Raw genomic sequence first — 19,884 nt, 5'->3', positions numbered from 1 at the left:
AATCCTTCTCCTATTCTCCAAATTGTTTTGTACTTATGGCTGCTTAACCTGTAATCACACTGATAGATTCTTGTGATACTTCCGTTAAAGGATAAATATTTGTTCTGAGATTGGTATATTGGAAGGCAGTAAAATCTAAAGTAGTTAATCCTGGAGAGTCAACCGTAATAATCGTTGAACTAATCGGTTCAATACCGGCTCTAAAGTGCTGACTGGACTTTAAGGCAACAATTTTATACTGGGCTACATCTATTCCATGAAGCAAAAAGATTTGTTCATCAAGTGTTTGAGATCTTACAGAACAGACGATGATGTCAATACCGCCACATTGAAGACGTACAGATCGGCCAAGATTAACTTGTCCGCCTTTGCCCATCGGGGATGATTGAATAAACGTTCCGTCAGTTAAACATTTCACGTACGCTATTAGCGGAATCGGCTCTCCATGCAGATCATCCGTTTTTCCCCCAAGCATCACCTCGATGTTCGTACCAACTCCGGCGCGAAAAGCGATGTCTACTACTTCTGGGTCATAAATAAAGCCAAAGCATGCTTTTTCAACTTTTTCCTCTAAGAGGGCTCGTAAAAGATAAGTACCATCACCAGGTGTTCCTCCCCCAGGGTTATCAGAGGTTTCATTCAGCACAACCGGATATCCGTTATGCTGCAAAGCTTTAGCAATTCCTTCTTTTGGCGAAGGTTGCTTTATGAAAAAATCCTCCTTGTGCTCCCAGATATAAGAGGCTACATCTTGAGCTGCTTCTCTAGCGATCTCCGGGTCATTATGAGATGTAGCTAACACAGTGACACCAAAATCGGAAATATTGGTATATGGGAACCCATGGTAGAAGGTACAATCTATCATTCTGCTGTTTTTTTCCCATTCAAAACAACGATCATTGACATCCTTTGCTGGTGATAGATTAGTAGTCGATGTCGGAATTGCTAATGGCAGCTTGATTAAATGCATGGTAGGTTTAAGTCCCTTTTCAACTATATTTTGCGCTAAACTAACTGCCTCTTTCCCAATTTCATAAGAATCAGTATGAGGATACAGATGATTTCCGAGAATGGCATCTGCCTCTCTGACCATAGATTCTGTGACATTGGCATGAAGATCAAGTGTCACCACAACTGGGATTTCATAGCCTACTATTTTACGGACTTCTTTCAGAAGATCACCCTCTAAATCTTCAGCTGTTTCCGTAACGCCTGCACCGTGCAAGGCAAGACATATGGCATCGTAATGTTTAGCATTTCGTATGCCATTTAACAGTTCTAGCTTTAGTGCTTCGTAAGCTTCCTTTGTTATGACTCCTGAGGGAGTAGCTGTTGCTGCAAAAGTGGGGATAACCTCGATTCCCAATTCTTCCGCCCGATCAATCATTCCCCCCATATAGTTCCGCACACGACGATGTTTAGTAATGATAGTCTCTCCTACATCCCAGCCCCATAATGAAAAAGCCTTCTTATCTGTTTTAACATTGGAAAAAGTATTCGTTTCATGCGCAATTTGCCCAATTACAATTCTCATACCATTCACCCCTGAATTTCCTTTGTTAATTGTTTACTGTTTACCTTTGGGAATTTTCGATAATGACAAGTAATACTTACTGCATTGCCATTTTCATCTCTGTGAATCTGCAATAGTTCACATAAATCATTAACTTGGGCCAAAAAGAGATTCTCACCGACAGGTTTGATCGGGTATACACTTCCCCGGTAGGTAAAAGTCAGTTTTTCATTTTCGATTCCGATTAATACCTTTGTGCCCTCATTTGACACATAATCTCCTACATATTTCTCTATGATTTCTAACGGTAAATCGACCTCTTCTAAGTCCATATGAGATGCGTTTGGATCTCTACCTTGAATATCATTTAGAGCTAACTCCATAATCCTTGATGCCGGAACGCCAGCTAGGTTTGTAAGGGTGACTCCTGTAATTCCCTCCTCTGGCAAAATACTCATTTGTGCCGCAATAGCCTTTAAATTCCCGCCATGCTCAACTAATTTTGTTCCAAAATAATCTTCTGTAATCATTAATCCATACCCATAAAATTTACCTGGCTGAATCTCAATTTGATGCTTCATCATTTCATTAACGCTAGATTCATTTAAAATCCTTTTGTCATTCACTACGCCGCCATTCCGAAAGATTTCTGCATATTTCAGCATATCTTTCGCAGTCGATTTTAAAAATCCGGCAGCCCTCATAGCAGGTGCGTCCCACCAAATAGGGGCCTCATACACCCGCTCTCTGTCATCAACTAATTCAATCGCATAACTCATTGACACATTGTCATCTGCTCCATACTCATCTATGGTGAAGAAACTCCGATTCATTCCGCATGGCTTTAAAATATGATCATATACATATTGTTCATACGATTTTCCGCTGACTCGTTCAATGATGCAGCCTAATAAGGCATAACTATCATTTGAATAGCTAAAATGTTTTCCCGGGTTCCCAAGCAGCTCTACATCCTCACTTGCAATAAAATCCATTAATTGCTCGTACGTATCGATATAATCTGCTTCCTTCTCATCCACTAATAAGCTTTTGTAGTCTTTGACTGAGGGATCAATTTCCATGGTTCTTTTCATAGCGTAATACAAGGTACTCAATGGAGGGATTCCAGCAGAATGTGTCATGAAATGATGGATGGTCATTTCTTTTACAGTACTAGAATCCTTAAGCCTAAATTCAGGCAAATATTGAATAACAGCATCATGAACATGTAACTTGCCTTGCTCTTGCAGCTGCATGATTGCTACACAGGTGAAGGATTTTGTAATGGATCCAATTCCAAAAACGGTATCTTCATTGATCGGATAACCATTCTCTACATTTCGAAATCCAAATGATTTCTGATAAAGAACTTCTCCATCTTTTGCGAGTGCTACTGATGTGCCTGGAATATGATACTCTTCTACAAGCTTTTGGGCTGTCTCTTCGAAACCTTGCAATGAATCTACCTTATTCATTTTTTTACCTCCTGTATAATTTATAAAAGTTAAAACCGTTTCAAAAAATTTTTCCGTTTCATCCACGTGAACATTATGGCTGCTATTTTCAAACACAATGAGTCTGCTGTTTGGAATAAGGGAAGCAATTTGTTCAGATTCTTCAACTGGGGTGATCCAATCATATCGGCCTGCCATAACCAAGGTTGGAACAAGAATAGTTTCTAATTCATCTCTAATATCAAAAGCACGCAGGAAATTTCCAAATCCTTCATTTAAAGCCTGATATGACCGATGTCCTAAAGCAGCAGCTTGAGGTTGAGTATCATTTGACTGTTTTCTAGAATAAAGAGGACCCATTACCTGATAATATTTCGCTACGTGATCCAAGGATTGAAACGCTCCATCCCATAGAACATTTGCTATTTCTTTTTGCTCCTCAGTACCATTCATTTCAACAAAATCCTTTGCTTTTTCTATAAAACTAGAGCTCGGTGATGTAGTCAGAAGAAGCAGACCATTCAGATTGTTCTGATATTTTATGGCATAGCTCATGGCTACCATCCCTCCATAAGAGTGCCCCAGTAAATAGATCTTTTTTAAACCTAAGTATTTTCTCAGTGCTTCGATGTCGTCTACATTATTTTCTATTGTGTAAGATTTTTGAGGACCACGATCAGAAAAGCCACTACCCCGGTTATCTATATAAACCAGCTGAATCGTTTCATTTAATTGGCTGAAATGGGGACGAAAACCTAGATGTGTACCACCAGGGCCACCATGCAAGACAAAACAAACGGGTTTGTCGACTAGTTTATCTCCTTCTTTTTTCCAACCTGTTCCATCAATATCAAAGAAAATTCTAGTTCCGTTAACATCTGCATACATAAAAATTCAACCTCACTTTTAAGAATTTTATAGGGTAAATCTTTATTTCGAGAATTTCTGAATTCGAATCATCAAATAAAACATATGCCTATTTATAAAATAGATGAATATTTTCATTCATTACTGACGTAAATCATTACGATGTGTGGTTGAAAATGGATGGTAAATTAGACTTCTTAGTGTATATTCTTGGGGCTAACTGCGAGTTTGTAAAAACTGAGAGGTTAGAAGTTAAAACTTCTTTTTTTAGAAGATAGGGAGCAAAAACTTTATTGTTAAATATATTAGCACATTTGATAATTATTGCAATAATTTTTTTAATCTTTCGACTATTTTCTTTCATCCTGGTCGCATATTTAAAAGGGGTAACAAAGCGTTACCCCTTTACTTTTTAGCCAACATACTCATGCTCGTCACCAAACGATTTAGTGTGTTTTCAATGCCTGCCCCACTCTACTTTATCCATGTGGAGTGGGGCAAAACCTGCTCATTTACCTTCTTCTCTTCAGGTTTACTACGTATTGGAAGTAGTCTGGACGATATACAGATTGCAAATATTCAACAGGTTCACCAATAGTTGATAGGGATAGTCGTTCCGTATAAAGAAGTGCGTCACCAATTGGGATGTTTAGAGTTCTTGCTTCATCACGGCTAGCATTTACGGCACTTACAATTTGCTTGGCTTCGTGCAATTGGATGTTTAGCTCTTGCTCAATGAATCGATAAGTTAAAATTTGATTGAGATCTTTTTGTTTACTAATCTCGATTCCAATTTCGATTGGAAAATAGGAATGTTCGATGGCAATAGGTTCACCATCGGCAAATCGAAGACGCCTAAGTTCCCAAACTTCACCTGTTCTTAACTGTTCTTTTATTTTATCTTCAGGATGATTATTGCGTCCTTTATACAGTACTTTTGCCCCATGTTGAACACCAGCAGCTTCGAATGATTCAGAGAAACCCATTAGTTCCCCAACCCAGTTTTCCGAGTTATTGCTTTTGAGAAAGGTCCCGCTTCCTCTTTTCCGATCTAAAAGGCCTTCATTAAGTAATGTTGTAAGAGCCGATCTAACAGTTACACGGCTTACTTGAAAGGTTTCAGCTAATTCATTTTCAGTTGGTAATTTTCCGTTTTCATCTACAATGGTTCCATTAAATAATTCTTTGCGGATATATTCCGTGAGCTGATAGTGCAAGGGAATAGGACTATTGTGATCTAAAATATTTTTTCCATCCCCTAAGCTGTGCTTATTATTAATAAGTATCACTCCAATCCTTCACTTCCAATAAAAGTTATAATGTTATGTCTTTTTATTTTCAAATTATACCATAGTAACAAAATTTAGTTATAGGCATCCAAATAAGAAAAAGAGGCTTCCTCCTAAACACAGCTGAATGTGTTTTCTTTACTCGGAGTCACGCCCCTGTTCATTTATATAAACTGCAAGTTGTTTATATCTTTTTTATAAAAATTTAAAAAATCATAGTCTATCTCCAAGCCAAGCCCTGGTCCATCTGGCACCTTTACCTTCCCATTCTTAACTGCAAACGGTTCTACAAATAACTTTTCGCGAAATGGATTCGGGTTAGCATCCATCTCAAGGATTACACCGCCAGGAATACTAGCTATAAAATGAAGGCTTGCGGTAAAGCAAATAGCTCCTCCAAGAAAATGAGGCGCATACGGAATATCCCAGCTGCTTGCCATTTCGACCATAACCTTACATTCCGATATCCCGCCATTTTTACTCAGGTCAGGCTGAATCAAATCGATAGCACCCATTTCTAACGCCTTTCGAACCTGCTCTCTTCCGTATATATTTTCTCCCGCGACAACGGACATGTCCGTTTTTTCTCTAATAAGTCTCAAACCTTCATAATCATCGCATTGGATCGGCTCTTCAACCCACATTAATTGAAAATCCTTGTATTGTCTTATGTTTTCCAAAGCTTCATTCCGGCTCCAGGCCTGGTTTGCATCTATCATGATATGCTGATTTTGATTCAGCATCTCTCCTAGTCTTTTTATATTTTGTAAATCAACCCTGCTGTTCTTCCCTACTTTTAATTTGTAATAGCGAATCCCCATCTCTTGATGTTTGGTTACCAATTCATCTAACAGAACCGGACCCAGACCACTTGCATAGACTTCAACTTCATCAGAAAGTTTGCCCCATAGCAGCTGATGAATAGGCAGCCCGTAATGTTTCCCAACTAAATCCCATAGAGCAATGTCCACTCCGCTTATCGCATGATACATCGGTCCAAGGGCTCCCCACTGCCTGCAAAGTACTGTTAGTTTACTATACAATTTTTGGTTTATTTTGCCGATATCTCTTGGATCTTCCCCCACTAACAAAGGGGCAATCCCATATTTTAATGTAGTAACTTTTTCAAAGACTCCCCAGGAAGGGAAGTTATTCCAAATCTCCCCCATCCCATATTCTCTCGTGTCTGTTTCAATTCGTACAAGTACATTAGTCCTTCTGTCCATTTCGCCAAAGGAGGTTTGCACTTTTCGTTCAAGTGGCATATCTATCACGATTGGTTCAACTTTCGCGATTTGCATATTAATCACACACCCCTAATAATTAGGCAAAAATTTTATAGACTGCTGCGCAATCCTCTTCACCATATCCTGCTTCACTTGCCTTCTTATAGTATTCAGAAGCAAGCGCGCTAAATGGAGCAATTTGCTTAAAGGCTTCTGCCATTCCAACTCCTAAACGAATATCTTTTAAAGCCAAGTTAATAGAAAACTTAGCATTAAAATCATTTTGAAGTATCATCGGTCCTCTTAACGTTAATTGATAAGAATCAGCTCCTGTATCAGCCAATAATTCTTGCAGCTGAGCAGGGTCCAGGCCGGCTTTTTCACCAAGACGCAATCCTTCAGCCAAAATAAGCATATTAGTCATACCTACTAAATTACTAATTAATTTAAATGCCGCAGATTGCTCTACATCCCCTAAATAGATAGCCTGGGAGCTAATTTTATTTAAAACATGTTTTGCCTGATCAAAAACTTCCTTTTTTCCGCCGACAAAAATAGGTTGAATGCCCTGCTCAGCTTGTGCTGGGCCTTTACCTAGCGGACACGCAAGAAAATGGACTCCATTTTCTTCAGCATGGTCACTAAGCAATCTAGCCGTTTTAGGATCGATGGTACTGACATCAGCTAGGATCGCTCCTTGTTTCATCTTGGTTAAAAGTGCATCCTTATCAATGAATAAATCTGTCAAATGGACTGGCAATGGCAGGCTTGTAAATAATAAATCAACACGGGAAGCCAAGTCGGCAGGATTATCAGCTGGAGAACCACCCACTTCTAAAACTTTATCCATTGCATTTGGATTGATATCGTACACATGAGTATCAAATCCTGCCCGAATCAAATTACGGGCCAATCCTCCACCCATTTTTCCTAAACCGATGAATCCGATTTTCATTGCAAATACCCCCTAATATGTTATAGACTCTTAGAATTTGCGTTGCCTAATCAAACCCTAAGAGTCTCATTAAAAAATCCTAAACTTCTGTTATTCTGGCTGAATTTGGCACATCATATTTAGCAGACTCACTTTCATGTTCAATATCAATACCATTTGGTTCCCACTTGATGATGAGCGTGCAAATTAAACCAAAGATAGGAACGATGGAGAAAAATAGGAATGTTTTGGCTAGCCCAAAAGCCGCAAGCGAAACTGGGAATAGGAAAAATCCAAGCATACTGCCGATTCGGCTTGCTCCTTCTGCAAAACCAGTTCCTAATCCTCGAAGTTCAGTTGGATAGGAAATAGTCGCCATTGTTTTACCTTGTGCACCTGGACCAAACGAGTGACCAAAAATAAATAGAGCAAGTGGGACAGAAGACCAAATGAAAGAGCTCTCATCATTTGCAATTCCAATAATTAAAAGGCTTGCAGCCACTAACATATAGCCCCATATGGCCACTTTTCTTAAGCCAAACTTTACTGAGGCATATGCTCCTGCAAAGCCCCCGAGTATCCCAAAAATATTGAATAAGATGGTTCCTGTTATGCTATTAATCATCCCTTCGCCTAATAAATATAGGGAAATGGTAGGTATATAGAATCCAACTGCAAAATACTGCATCGATTGTGTACCGGAAATGATCCCCGCTAAAATTGTCCGCATTTTATATCTGCCTTTAAAAATAACCGAGTATGGAATTTTGTGATTCAACTTTTGCTTTTTAGCTTCATTTGGATCTTTTTCAATGACTACCGAAATTTTGTAGGTTTTCTCTAAAACCTTTGCAGCTTCTTCTAGCGGCAAATTCTTCGCAGCCCACAACGGACTTTCACTCATTAGAATAAAGCGTAGGATAAGAACTATAAGGGCAAATAATGCTCCAAGGCCGACTGCCCATCTCCAAAGGTTTTCCTCCACACCCAACAAGAAAATAGGTAATACAACTAATCCCGTTCCGACTGTAGCAACATACCACATAGGCTGCCACATGTTGACATTCCGTCCTTTTTTCTTGGTGTTACTGTACTCGGCTATAAAGCTGAGTGCTACCGGTATGTCTAATCCAATCCCAATCCCCATTAGGAACCGAAAGATAACTAACCAAAAATAGTTAGGAGCTAATGCCGCACCAAGAGCTGCAAAGATAAGAAGCACTAAATCTAGCGTAAACATCTTCTTACGGCCAAAACGGTCGGTAAAATACCCCCCAATGATACCTCCTAGAAAAGCACCGACTGCCAATATTGAAGTAAGGAACCCTAATTCACTCGGACTTAAATCGAACTCTTCTTTTAATTGCCCCGTTCCTATTCCTAAACTGACCATATCGTAAGCATCAACAAAGATACCTCCAAGCGCAACGAGTATGACCAATAATCCGCCTTTTTTGACAGGATTATTATTTACATAATTAATAACATCTTCTGTAGAGCGAATTACTAATTTCTCCCTCATCTCATTCACACCCTTACATAATTTAAAAGCTCCCCTTTGATTACCTTGATCACCCAACAAGATGTAAGCGCTTCCTTAAAAATTTTCAAATCTCCCTCCTTTTCAGTTTTTTGGAATGCGTGAGTTTTGCTTGATATAAAGTTATAATGTTAGAACAAATAATACAATTGACAAAATTTTTTGTCAATGCGAAAAATGATTTTATAATTCTACTCATGACTATTGTACTATTCAATATACTTATAGAACTTTAAAATAGAAAAGTCATCATTGACACAATAATCGAATAACTTTACCATATATTTTAAGGAATTTGTTATAACAATATTACAAATATGGGGTGAAATTATGGAGAAGAAGATGTATATCGGAGGTCAATGGGTTCATTCTGTTACTGAAAAGACAAGTAATGTCACAAACCCTGCTACTGAAGAAGTAATTGGAGTGGTCCCTTCCGCCAGTAGAGAGGATGCCGCCATTGCCATAGATGCGGCAAATGAGGTTTTTGAAAGCTGGTCGAAAACAACTGCTTCAGAACGTTGTAACTATTTATTTAAAACCTCAGAGTTGCTGATTGAACGTGCAGATGAAATAGCTGAAATTCTTACTTTAGAACAAGGAAAACCCTTTGCCGAGGCAAAGGGAGAAGTACTTTTCGCTGCTGAATATTTTCGTTTATACAGTGAGGAAGCAAAAAGAATTTATGGTGAAACAATTCCTGCCCCAACTCCTAATAAACGTTTACTGGTAATCCGTCAGCCAATTGGAGTGGTAGCTGCCATAACTCCTTGGAATTTCCCAGCTTTAATGATTGCTAGAAAAATAGGACCCGCTTTAGCCGCCGGGTGTCCTGTTGTAGTAAAACCAGCTGAACAAACACCGCTAACGGCCATTGCCATTTTCGAAACGTTTGAAAAAGCCGGTTTCCCTGCTGGTGTAGTAAATTTAGTTACTGGAAAAGGCTCAAGACTCGGACCCGAGTTTTTAGAAAATCAAAAAGTGAAGAAAATTACGTTTACAGGCTCAACTGAGGTAGGCAAATATCTGGCTAAGGGTTCGGCAGATCAGATGAAAAGAATCTCTTTAGAGCTTGGAGGTCATGCCCCATTCATTGTGTTTGAGGATGCCGATTTAGATAAAGCAGTCGAAGCTTGTATTATCAGCAAGTTCCGTAATGCCGGGCAAACATGTATTTGTTCCAACCGAATTTATGTTCAAGACTCTATTATGAAAGCGTTCTCAGACAAATTAGCAGAGCGTGTTCAGTCACTTAAGTTAGGAAATGGATTTGAAAAAGGCGTGGATATCGGTCCGTTAATTGATAGAAATGCTCTAGAAAAAGTTCAGGAGCATGTGGAGGATGCCTTAAACAAAGGGGCAAAATTAGTAACAGGCGGTTCCGTTTGGAACAGGGACGGCCTGGCAGGGTCATTCTTCGCACCTACCATCCTGACAAATGTAGATGATTCTATGCTCATATGCCATGAGGAAACATTTGGTCCCGTAGCTCCGCTTTTATCATTTTCAACGGAAGAAGAGGTTATTAAAAAAGCCAACAACTCCAGCTATGGGCTTGCTTCTTATGTCTTTACGAGAGATTTAGGAAAAGCATTTAGAGTTTCTGAAAATCTTGAGTATGGAATGGTAGGTGTGAATGATCCACTTCCAACCGTTGCTCAATCCCTATTTATTGGCTGGAAGGAAAGTGGATTAGGATACGAAGGCGGTAAGTACGGTATGGATCAATATTTAGAAATGAAATACATTTCAATGGTTTTAAATGATTAAACCCCTGAGTTGCGCTAATTGAAGAGGAACGGAAACGTATGCTTGATGTACAATAGCCTTCCTTTTTCTTTTTGTCGGCTTACTTTCCGGAACAATTGACTATGATTATTGGAGAGGAGGAGGATTTATCTTTGTCCCCGCTCTTCTGATGATATTAAAATTATTAGGACGCGTTCTCCTTTTTTTAGGTGGGCGTGTCTCTTTTTATGCCTATTCCGATTTGGAAATAAATTTTCCAATAGTACCAATATTAACCACATTCTATTATAATAGGGATAAAATACCTAATAATTGATAGATTTCACCTAAGGAGACCAAAATGAGTTTAATAAAAAATATCATTACTTTCGGAGCATCCGGGAGAATTGAAAGGAAAATCGAAGAGTTTGAAGACTTACAATACGAGTATCAATCACTCTATCAAGAAATGGAAAGTAAAAGGGGTACGGTCAATCAAACCTTAGAAAAGGTAATCGAAATAAAAATACAATCCGTGAAATCCCTTAAAAAAATCAGTAAGATTTCCAATAATTTAAAAGGAAAAGACAGAGAATTTTCTTTTAAAGGTCTAGGCAATGAAATAGAATCTGTTAGTTTTGATCAAATAAATTCTACTATTTCGGCTGGGGAAATGGCGATGAATGCTACAAAGGGAATCTCTTCTGGAGTAGGAACGGCAGCTGGCGCATGGGCTCTTGTTTCCACATTCGGAACTGCTTCAACCGGGACTGCTATTGCAGGGTTGTCAGGTGCAGCAGCTACGAATGCAACCTTGGCATGGTTTGGAGGAGGAGCAACTGCCGTTGGAGGTGGTGGCATGGCAGCAGGATCTGCTGTAATCGGCGGATTAGTTGTTATCCCCGCTCTTGCTTTGACTGGTATTTTTTCGCATGTACAAGCCAATAAAAAAATAAATGAGATTGAAAAGGATATGGTTAAATTTGTTAAGGTGTTGGATCAAATTCGAGAAAATCTACTAAAATTAGATTTGATAGAAAAACGATCCAAAGAATTAATAATCTCATTGGAAAAATCAACTCGGGTTTTCGACCAAGAGTTTCAAAAAGTATATAAAGAAATTTATAAAGTACCTGTCCTATCAAGATTTATTAAATGGGTTAGAAAAAATGTTTTTAGAGGAAATTACTTTTCGAAAAAAGACTACCAACAGATTGCATACATTGGCGGGGTTGCTAGTGATTTTGCCATTTTAATTGACACAAAAGTCTTCGAAGAATAGGAGCTGCTACTCATGCTTGATAAATTATTTTCAAAGAAAGATTCTGGTAAAGTTTTAGAAAAATTAAATGAGGTCTCGGAAATTCTGCCAGCAGCGGATGTATTAGATTTTTTTGAAAAGCTGACAGATGCTTACAAAGAATCAAAAATGAACGAACGCGAATTAGCGAAAATCGAAGCACAAAAATCCATACTTTTAACAGAAATTGAGAAGAAATACGAGCTCTATCACAAAGTATTTGATCGAATTTTTGATGAAAGAAGTTCAGCCATTAATAAGTCATTTGAGATTATTGATAAGGGAATAAAAGATGGAGATAAGAATTTAATCAGTATGGGAATGCAAGGATTAAGCAAAATTGTTTCTTCCAGCCCTTTTGCTAACATCCAGCAGTTAACCGACTTAATTGAGGGTAATAAAACGATTGAAATTTAATACGGGGAGAAGTGAATAAGAAGGTGTGCTCACCTAATACGAGAGTTTGTGCCATGTACTTGAATATGAACCCGAAGAAAACAAATCTGCTGCAAGTACCGTTTTGAGAAAAAGGCTTGGAATTCATGTAGCCAGTTGCAGAAAAATTATTAATGAAAACAAAAAGTAATTTAGGATCCACCCGAGACAAATCGTCTCGGGCTTTTATATCGGAAAAATTCCGGCCGTTCCAATACCTGTAAGGTATAACAAATACTCCCCATCCGTGTCCCTAGTCAGCCGATATACTCACTACAGTAACCAACGACTCCCCCGGCTCGACCACCGGAATATCGTCTATATGATTAAAATCACCCATCTTCCCCATCCACGGCTCCACGCAAAGAAAGTCCTTCCCAATCTCAGACCACAAAACAATATGCTTGAACTCCTCCCCGTACTTCAACGTTACTTTCTTTTCAATTTCTGCCAACGGAAAGGACACCACATTTCCTTTTGGATCTAAAATTAAAAAGGCTTCTTTTTTAGTGCTTAGATCCAGTTCAGGCTGATAGGGCTTTACCTGGCCATCGTTGTAATCCAGATATTGCGTCGCTTCGAGATTATACATGATTGATTTCCGGCTAGTTTTAAAATAAGGATGAAACCCCGCATACATCGGCATCGGTTCATCCGAACGGTTTACGTATTCTTGCAGGATAGTTAATTGCTTTCCTTTTAGTTGATATGTGTAAAGGATGTCAAAATCAAAAGGATATACCTATCTCGTTTCCTCATTGCTTGATAGTTTGAGGGTGATGGATGCCCTCCCCTCAGTTTGCTGTCCAACAACTTCCCAAGCCATGTTTCTAGCGAATCCGTGATTCTTCATTTGATAAGTTTTACCTTTACAAGTGTATTCTCCATTTTCCAATGCTCCGCAGATCGGGAAAAGAATAGGAATCCCGCCTCTAACATTGGCTTCTGGATTTAATAAAGTTTCTTCATTTAAATAAAGAATTTCTTCACCATCAACTTGAAAGCCAATAATAATGCCCCCGCGTTCAGGGACGACCTTCAGTGATGAAACCTCATCATCATTTAATTGATAAACCGTATAATCCCCTAATTGCGATTGAGTAATCTTATACAAATTTATAACCTCCAGAATTTTTACTATAAGTATAAGTTTTTCCACTCGGATTTTAAACAAACGTTTGTTTAATGAAACAAAGGGACGGTTCTCTTGTGTTCCAAAAATAATATAAAGAGTGCCGTTGGGTTTAGACCACATCCACTCATTGAGGTTTTTATAAAAAAGGGCCCCTTATTCCCCCGGGACCCCTCCTTCTCCTTTTATTTTTCACTCAAAACTGTTTTGGCAATACTAGCATCCAATTCCTCAAAATCATAATAACGAATAGTCTCGTATAATTCTTTACGAGTTTGCATTTTATTAAGGAAGTCCCTTTGCGTTCCTTTGTCATAAATTTCTCTATACACATTTTCTATGGCCTTAGCAGCCACGCGTAGAGATGTCACTGGATAGATGACCATACTATATCCGAATTGTTCAAATTCATCCGCACTATAATACGGGGTCTTACCGAATTCAGTCATATTCGCGAGCAGCGGAGCGTTTACCATGCTTTTCATCGTTAAAAATTCTTCCTCTGTCGTTAATGCTTCGGGAAAAATGGCATCAGCTCCGGCTTCAATATACAGATTGGCCCTCTCCAATGCTTGGTCAATCCCTTCAACTCCAGCTGCATCAGTCCTCGCAACCACTATTAGTGACGGGGCTACCTCTTTGATCACTTTTATTTTTTGCATCATTTCTTCTGGCGCCACCAGCTTCTTCCCATTCAGATGCCCACATTTCTTTGGCAGTTCCTGGTCTTCTATCTGAACCGCCGCTACTCTAGCCTCAACCATTTCCCTTGCAGTCCGGGCAGTATTCAAAATACCGCCAAAACCGGTATCGATATCAACAAGCACCGGCAAATCAGTTGCCCGGATCAGATCCTTGGCCCGAACTGTCAGCTCTTCAGATGTCACCATCCCTAAATCAGGGAGCCCTCGGCTTGCCGTATAGGCAGCGCCAGACAGATACAAGGCCTCAAACCCAGCTTTTTTCGCAAGCAGGGCACTCATCCCATCATGTGCACCCGGCAGCCTAAAAATTGATGACCCTAACATTTTTTCACGAAAAACCGAAGCCAGTTCTGCTTGACTTCGTTCCTTATCTACCATCCACGGCATCCTATCACCTCATCAAGTCATCTATATCACTAGCATTGACATAAAATCATGTACTTTTGTTTGCAATAATTCATCCGAATCTGAGCATAAATCATAAATTTCTTTTACCCGCTTTTGCGGAAAACGGGTTTCTAAATTACTGATAAACTTTCTTTTCAATAGCGGGATTCCTTCATCTCTTCTAAAACGATGTCCAAGCGGAAATTCTCTTACCACGTTTTCAGTTGAGGTTCCATCCTTAAAAAAGACCTGTACGGCATTCGCAATGGAGCGTTTATTCGGATCTAAGTAATCCTCACTGTACTGTTTATCTTCAACAACCTCCATTTTTTCACGCAAAGCATCGATCCTTGGATCCCTGGCTGTTTCATCCTCATAATGATCGACTGTTATGTTTCCGAACAATAGACCAATGGCTGTTATATATTGGATGCAATGATCCCGGTCAGCTGGGTTTTGCAGCGGTCCCTTTTTGTCAATGATACGGATTGCTGATTCATGGGATGTAATGACTATTTTATAAATCTCATCTAGGCGACCGGCGACCGGCGGGTGAAGCTCAACCGCACACTCTGCTGCTGTTTGGCCATGGAACTCAGCAGGGTATGAAATTTTAAATAAAATATTTTCAATGACATACGATTGCAATGGTCTGCTTAAAGTGATTTCTTTTCCTCCGAATAAAACATCTTGGAAGCCCCAGTTTGGTGCGGATAATGCGGTCTTATAACCCATTTCCCCATTGACGGCCATCATGGCAAGCCTCACACCACGGCTTGTTGCGTCCCCTGCTGCCCATGACTTGCGTGAGCCTGTATTTGGAAAATGACGATAGGTCCTCAAGCTGGAATTATCGACCCACGCATTCGAAACGGCATTCATAATCTCTTCTTTTGTTCCATCAAACATCGCCGCCACGACAGCGGTTGTTGCAATTTTTACAAACAGAACGTGATCGAGACCTCTTCGATTCAAACTATTGGTTAAAGCTAAAATACCTTGAATCTCATGGGCTTTCACGATCGCTTCCAGTACCGTATCCATCGTAAGCGGTTCTTTTCCTTCCGCTATCCGTTTACGGCTCAAATAATCGGCCGCCGCTAAGATACCGCCCAAGTTATCAGACGGATGTCCCCACTCAGCCGCTAACCATGTATCGTTATAGTCAAGCCAGCGGATGGCACAGCCAATATTAAAAGCAGCATGTACTGGATCTAATTCAAATTGAGTTCCAGGCACTCTGCTGCCATTAGGAACGATCGTACCTGGTACAATTGGACCTAAATGCTTCGTACATTCGGGGTACCTTAATGCCAGGAAACCGCAGCCAAGCGTATCCATCAAAACATATCTGGCTGTGTCTAACGCCAGTTCACTATCAACACGGTAATTTAGTACATAATCAGCAATCGTTTCGATTACCTCATCCGTTTTTTGTTCTGTATCTGATTTTATATGTTGCATGATTAAATCCTTCCTTTCTATCAGCTTATAAATTCTGATTGAGTGGTACTTCGATTTCTTTTTTTCTTCTATTTTTTATGATTGGGACAATGAACGAAAGAAACGCGACGACTAGCAGTGTCAAGGCAATAGGTTTTTGAACAAAGATCAGCAAACTGCCATTTGATATCGTTAATGCCTGCCGCAGCGATTGTTCCATCATGCCTCCAAGAATAAAGGCTAAAAGCATAGGCGCTGCCGGAAACTTAAAATACGCCATAAAATAGCCCAAAATCCCAAATAACACGAGTAAATATAAATCAAAGGTCCGGAAGCTAATGCCATATACCCCGATTAAACAAAAAACAATGACGAGTGAAATCAGCATCGGACGCGGTATTTTTAAAATCCTGGAGATATAAGGAATCAACGGGAGATTCAAAATCAATAGAATGATATTCCCAATATACATACTGGCAATGACTCCCCAAAATACATCCGGGTGGTCATTCATAAGTAAAGGACCCGGCTGTACTCCTAGAACAATTAAGGCACCAAGCATTACGGCGGTTGTCCCTGAACCCGGAATCCCTAAACTTAGCAATGGTACAAACGCACCGCTTGAAGCACCATTATTGGCCGCTTCAGGAGCAGCTAAGCCCGCTACAGAGCCTTTTCCAAATTCCTCAGGCTTCTTTGAAAGCTTTTTTTCGGATATATAGCCTAAAAAGGAGGCAATCGTTCCGCCAGCACCTGGGAGCACGCCTATTAAAAATCCAAGAACAGACTGTCTCCCCATTGGACCAGCCATTTCTTTATAATCCTGTTTCGATAAACGAAGACTCCCCAGTTTATTGGAAAAGCTTCCTTTTTCTTTTCGTTCAAAAATGAGAGTACTTACCTCAGCCAAGGCGAATAAGCCTAGGGCGATAACTAGAAAATCTATACCTTCTAGCAAGTTTATATTTCCGAAAGTAAATCGGGTCGTTCCCGTTTGAGCATCTATTCCAATTGTTGCAATCATAAACCCGACTGTTGCTGATATTAATGCTTTTACGGTAGAACCTTCTGAAAAACTGGAAACGGTCATTAATCCCATAAGCATTAAGGCAAAATATTCTGCAGGCCCAAAGGATATCGCCAAATTGGCAAGGGCCGGTGCAAAGAAAGTCAGAAGGATGACACTTACGGTTCCTCCAACAAAGGAGGCAATGGCAGCAATCGCCAATGCTTTTCCTGCTTTCCCCTGCTTGGCCATTGGGTATCCGTCAAAGGTCGTTGGAACGGACATAGATTCACCAGGTGCATTCAAAAGAATGGAAGAGGCTGCTCCTCCATAAGCCGCGCCGTAGTATACCCCAGCCATTAAAAGAAGAGCCATGGCAGGATCCATCCCATAGGTGATGGGAATCATGACAGCAATTGCCGTAATGGGTCCTAATCCCGGTATCATTCCAATCAGTGTTCCGACAATTGCACCAAGAAAAACAAATAATAAACCTTGCAGACTAAAAGCAACCTGAAAACCGGTTAGTATTCCATTAAAAATATCCATTTCGCCTCCCCCTTTCTAGAATGGCAGGATTCCTTTTGGTAGCTGAATTTGTAAAAACGCATTAAACAATAGATAGATAAATAGAGGGACAGAAAGGGACACGATTACATTACTTAGCCATTTCTTGTATCCTAGGTACCAGGAATTTATAAATATAAACAGGGCAGTTGTAAGGAAAAAGCCCAACATTTCAAGCAGAATAATATATACTAAAACAAACCCCATAACTGTCAGAATAACTTTCACTTCACCATTTGGAAGTTTGGTATCCCTTTTGTGATTATCTTTTTGAAAAAATAACACGAATGACAGAAATAACAGGATTAAGCTAAGCGTTATCGGTACCACATCTGAATCCACCGGAACATATGGGTATGCAGGCAAACGGAAGCTTAACACTAAATAGCCGATTGCGATGATCCCTAAAATGAGAGAGATTGTTCTATTCGCTGAATTTAACATATAAATCACCACCTTAGATAAAGGAGCCAATGGTAACTTCATTGGCTCCCTTGTAATTGCTATTTTCCTAGCCCCAGCTCGTCTAAAAGCGCCTTCATAGCATCGCTTTCTTCTGCCAGGAATTTCACATACTCCTCATGATTCATATACATCTCAGACCATCCGTATTGTTTGCGGATTTCAGCCCAAGCTTCAGAATCATTTAGTTCTTTAAATTTCTCTTCATAGTAAGCCAATGCCGCCTCATCCATATCTGGCGGTCCAAAGAAGCCCCTCCAGTTAATAAATGTTGCATCAATTCCTTGTTCCTTAACAGTAGGAAAGTCTTCTAGAACTTCACCCTGTAATCGTTCTTCAGATGTAACCCCGAGAACTTTAATTTTTCCAGCTTTCACTTGTTCAACTGTTTCAGCCACTCCAGTCGAATACACTTGAACATTGCCATTAAGCAGCTGTGTCAGGGCACCTCCGTCTTGGTCGGACACATACTTAATCTTTGTGATATCGACACCGGCTGCCTTCGCAACTTTTACAAATTGGATATGGTCCATACTTCCTGGAGCTGAAGCACCAACTACAGAAATACTAGACGGATCCTTTTTCATATCTTCAAGTAATTCATTTAAATTATTCCATTTAGCATCTGCACGAACTGCGATTGCGGCATAATCGGCAATCAAATTGGCAATCGGTGTAAAATCCTTAAAGTCAAACTCGGACTGTCCATTGAGCGGTACTAAAAGCATCGGTGGTGAAGTGACAAACAAATTATAAGGACTGTCTTTTAAGGAGTGAATATAGGCCCAAGCTACCGCACCACCACCGCCTGGTTTATTCACGACTCCAATTCCCTGATCAATGATTCCCTCTTCTTCAAACACTTTAGCAGCCATCCGTGCAGTAGTATCCCATCCTCCCCCAGCTCCTGCTGGTGCTACGAGTTCAATTGGCTTTTCAGGTTCCCAGCTGCCGCCTGACCCATTGCCGCTAGTCGTGTCACTTGAACAAGCAGTAATGAATAACAACATAAAAACAGAAAAAACGGTTACTATTTTTTTCATAAAGTCCCTCCCCTTTTAAATAAATAGTTAAAAGGAAATAGATTCCTTGTGAAGAAATCATACAAACTTTACGCAGAAATGTAACCGTTTTCAAAATAAGGCAAATAAAGTCCTTTTTGCGCATTTTGTTCATTTTGTTCACAGCTTCATAGAAGTGCAGTGTGTTTATACTGGTTGCACGATCCGATATTTTCTCTCCGGTCTTCCTACAATTCCATATTCCAGCTCAGCTGTTCCTTCTCCTGTAGAAATTAAATACTCCAAATACCTCCTAGCCGTTGTTCGGGAAGCTCCCAGCTTTTCACCCATTTCTTCTGCTGATATTCCATTATCAACAGTTTTCATAATGTCGATTACCTTTTGCAAGGTTAACGGATCAATCCCCTTTGGCACTTCATCATTTGGCTTGACCGACGTTCTCGAATATCCCACAAGCATATCAATGACTTTTTGATCCATTTCAGTGCAGTTGTTTAATAACTTTCTTCTTTTTTTGTAGTTTTCAATCGTTACAGTAAACCTTTCTAATGAGACAGGTTTAATAATATAGTCAATCACGCCATTTCTTAAAGATGTTTCGACGAGTTCTTTTTCTGTTGCAGCTGTAATCATAATGACATCGATTTGGGGAAAATCCCTTCTAATGATATGCAACAAATCAGTGCCTAGCTTGTCCTGCATATAAATGTCAAGGAGCAGTAATTCTACTTCTTTTTCTTTTAGAAGTTTAAGTGTTTCTTCTCCTGTTAATGTTTTTCCAACCACTTGTACCCCATCGGTTTTCAAAAGAAACCGTTCATGAATGGATGCTACTCTAAAATCATCTTCTGCAATCGCAACTTTTATCAAACCTC

General features: G+C 39.7%; 15 protein-coding genes and 1 pseudogene. 3 read left to right on the top strand and 13 right to left on the bottom strand.

The genetic code is table 11. The features are described from left to right. Positions 1 to 43: 43 nt before the first annotated feature. The 6 genes from MLE14_RS08040 to MLE14_RS08015 form a co-directional block, all read right to left on the bottom strand. Positions 44 to 1,534 (bottom strand): M81 family metallopeptidase, encoded by a 1,491-nt coding sequence (locus MLE14_RS08040; RefSeq protein WP_243297842.1) that lies wholly within the window; start codon positions 1,532 to 1,534, stop codon positions 44 to 46. A gap of 5 nt (positions 1,535 to 1,539) precedes the next feature. Then, positions 1,540 to 3,855, bottom strand: a complete 2,316-nt coding sequence (locus tag MLE14_RS08035; protein WP_243297841.1) for an alpha/beta fold hydrolase — start codon at positions 3,853 to 3,855, stop codon at positions 1,540 to 1,542. 491 nt (positions 3,856 to 4,346) lie between these two features. Further along, on the bottom strand, positions 4,347 to 5,123 hold the full coding sequence (locus MLE14_RS08030) for a GntR family transcriptional regulator (RefSeq protein WP_243297840.1): 777 nt from the start codon (positions 5,121 to 5,123) through the stop codon (positions 4,347 to 4,349). 164 nt (positions 5,124 to 5,287) lie between these two features. Next, the gene (locus MLE14_RS08025; RefSeq protein WP_243297839.1) at positions 5,288 to 6,424 is read right to left on the bottom strand and encodes a mandelate racemase/muconate lactonizing enzyme family protein; all 1,137 of its coding nucleotides are present in this window, start codon (positions 6,422 to 6,424) and stop codon (positions 5,288 to 5,290) included. 22 nt (positions 6,425 to 6,446) lie between these two features. Continuing rightward, positions 6,447 to 7,304 carry an NAD(P)-dependent oxidoreductase gene (locus MLE14_RS08020; protein ID WP_243297838.1) on the bottom strand — a complete coding sequence of 286 codons (858 nt, stop codon included), beginning with the start codon at positions 7,302 to 7,304 and terminating at the stop codon, positions 6,447 to 6,449. 79 nt (positions 7,305 to 7,383) lie between these two features. Further along, complete coding sequence (locus tag MLE14_RS08015) at positions 7,384 to 8,805, bottom strand: MFS transporter (RefSeq protein ID WP_243297837.1); 1,422 nt, start codon at positions 8,803 to 8,805, stop codon at positions 7,384 to 7,386. A gap of 348 nt (positions 8,806 to 9,153) precedes the next feature. Between MLE14_RS08015 and MLE14_RS08010 the strand changes: the two genes are divergently transcribed. From MLE14_RS08010 to MLE14_RS08000, 3 genes are all read left to right on the top strand, one after another. After that, positions 9,154 to 10,593, top strand: a complete 1,440-nt coding sequence (locus tag MLE14_RS08010; RefSeq protein WP_279326793.1) for an NAD-dependent succinate-semialdehyde dehydrogenase — start codon at positions 9,154 to 9,156, stop codon at positions 10,591 to 10,593. Positions 10,594 to 10,912: 319 nt separating this feature from the next. Beyond that, positions 10,913 to 11,833, top strand: coding sequence for a hypothetical protein (locus tag MLE14_RS08005; protein WP_243297836.1), 921 nt, complete (start codon positions 10,913 to 10,915; stop codon positions 11,831 to 11,833). A gap of 12 nt (positions 11,834 to 11,845) precedes the next feature. Continuing rightward, the gene (locus MLE14_RS08000) at positions 11,846 to 12,268 is read left to right on the top strand and encodes a hypothetical protein (protein ID WP_243297835.1); all 423 of its coding nucleotides are present in this window, start codon (positions 11,846 to 11,848) and stop codon (positions 12,266 to 12,268) included. A 271-nt stretch (positions 12,269 to 12,539) separates the two neighbouring features. Here the strand turns inward: MLE14_RS08000 and MLE14_RS07995 are convergent. The 7 genes and pseudogenes from MLE14_RS07995 to MLE14_RS07965 form a co-directional block, all read right to left on the bottom strand. Next, positions 12,540 to 13,400, bottom strand: a pseudogene (locus tag MLE14_RS07995) (aldose epimerase family protein). A gap of 203 nt (positions 13,401 to 13,603) precedes the next feature. Further along, positions 13,604 to 14,509 carry a methylisocitrate lyase gene (gene prpB, locus MLE14_RS07990; RefSeq protein ID WP_243297834.1) on the bottom strand — a complete coding sequence of 302 codons (906 nt, stop codon included), beginning with the start codon at positions 14,507 to 14,509 and terminating at the stop codon, positions 13,604 to 13,606. 21 nt (positions 14,510 to 14,530) lie between these two features. After that, complete coding sequence (locus MLE14_RS07985) at positions 14,531 to 15,973, bottom strand: bifunctional 2-methylcitrate dehydratase/aconitate hydratase (RefSeq protein ID WP_243297833.1); 1,443 nt, start codon at positions 15,971 to 15,973, stop codon at positions 14,531 to 14,533. A gap of 25 nt (positions 15,974 to 15,998) precedes the next feature. After that, positions 15,999 to 17,507 (bottom strand): tripartite tricarboxylate transporter permease, encoded by a 1,509-nt coding sequence (locus MLE14_RS07980; RefSeq protein ID WP_243297832.1) that lies wholly within the window; start codon positions 17,505 to 17,507, stop codon positions 15,999 to 16,001. 15 nt (positions 17,508 to 17,522) lie between these two features. Continuing rightward, a complete protein-coding gene (locus MLE14_RS07975) occupies positions 17,523 to 17,969 on the bottom strand; it encodes a tripartite tricarboxylate transporter TctB family protein (protein ID WP_243297831.1) in 447 nt (148 codons plus the stop codon). A gap of 59 nt (positions 17,970 to 18,028) precedes the next feature. Beyond that, positions 18,029 to 19,030 (bottom strand): tripartite tricarboxylate transporter substrate binding protein, encoded by a 1,002-nt coding sequence (locus MLE14_RS07970; RefSeq protein ID WP_243297830.1) that lies wholly within the window; start codon positions 19,028 to 19,030, stop codon positions 18,029 to 18,031. Positions 19,031 to 19,195: 165 nt separating this feature from the next. Further along, positions 19,196 to 19,879 carry a response regulator gene (locus MLE14_RS07965; RefSeq protein ID WP_243297829.1) on the bottom strand — a complete coding sequence of 228 codons (684 nt, stop codon included), beginning with the start codon at positions 19,877 to 19,879 and terminating at the stop codon, positions 19,196 to 19,198. Positions 19,880 to 19,884 lie beyond the last annotated feature (5 nt).

The sequence above is a fragment of the Bacillus litorisediminis genome (genome assembly GCF_022808645.1).
Classification (GTDB): domain Bacteria; phylum Bacillota; class Bacilli; order Bacillales; family JC228; genus Bacillus_BF; species Bacillus_BF litorisediminis.
Note: the sequence above shows the minus strand (reverse complement) of the source record. Positions and strands in the feature narration are given on the sequence as shown.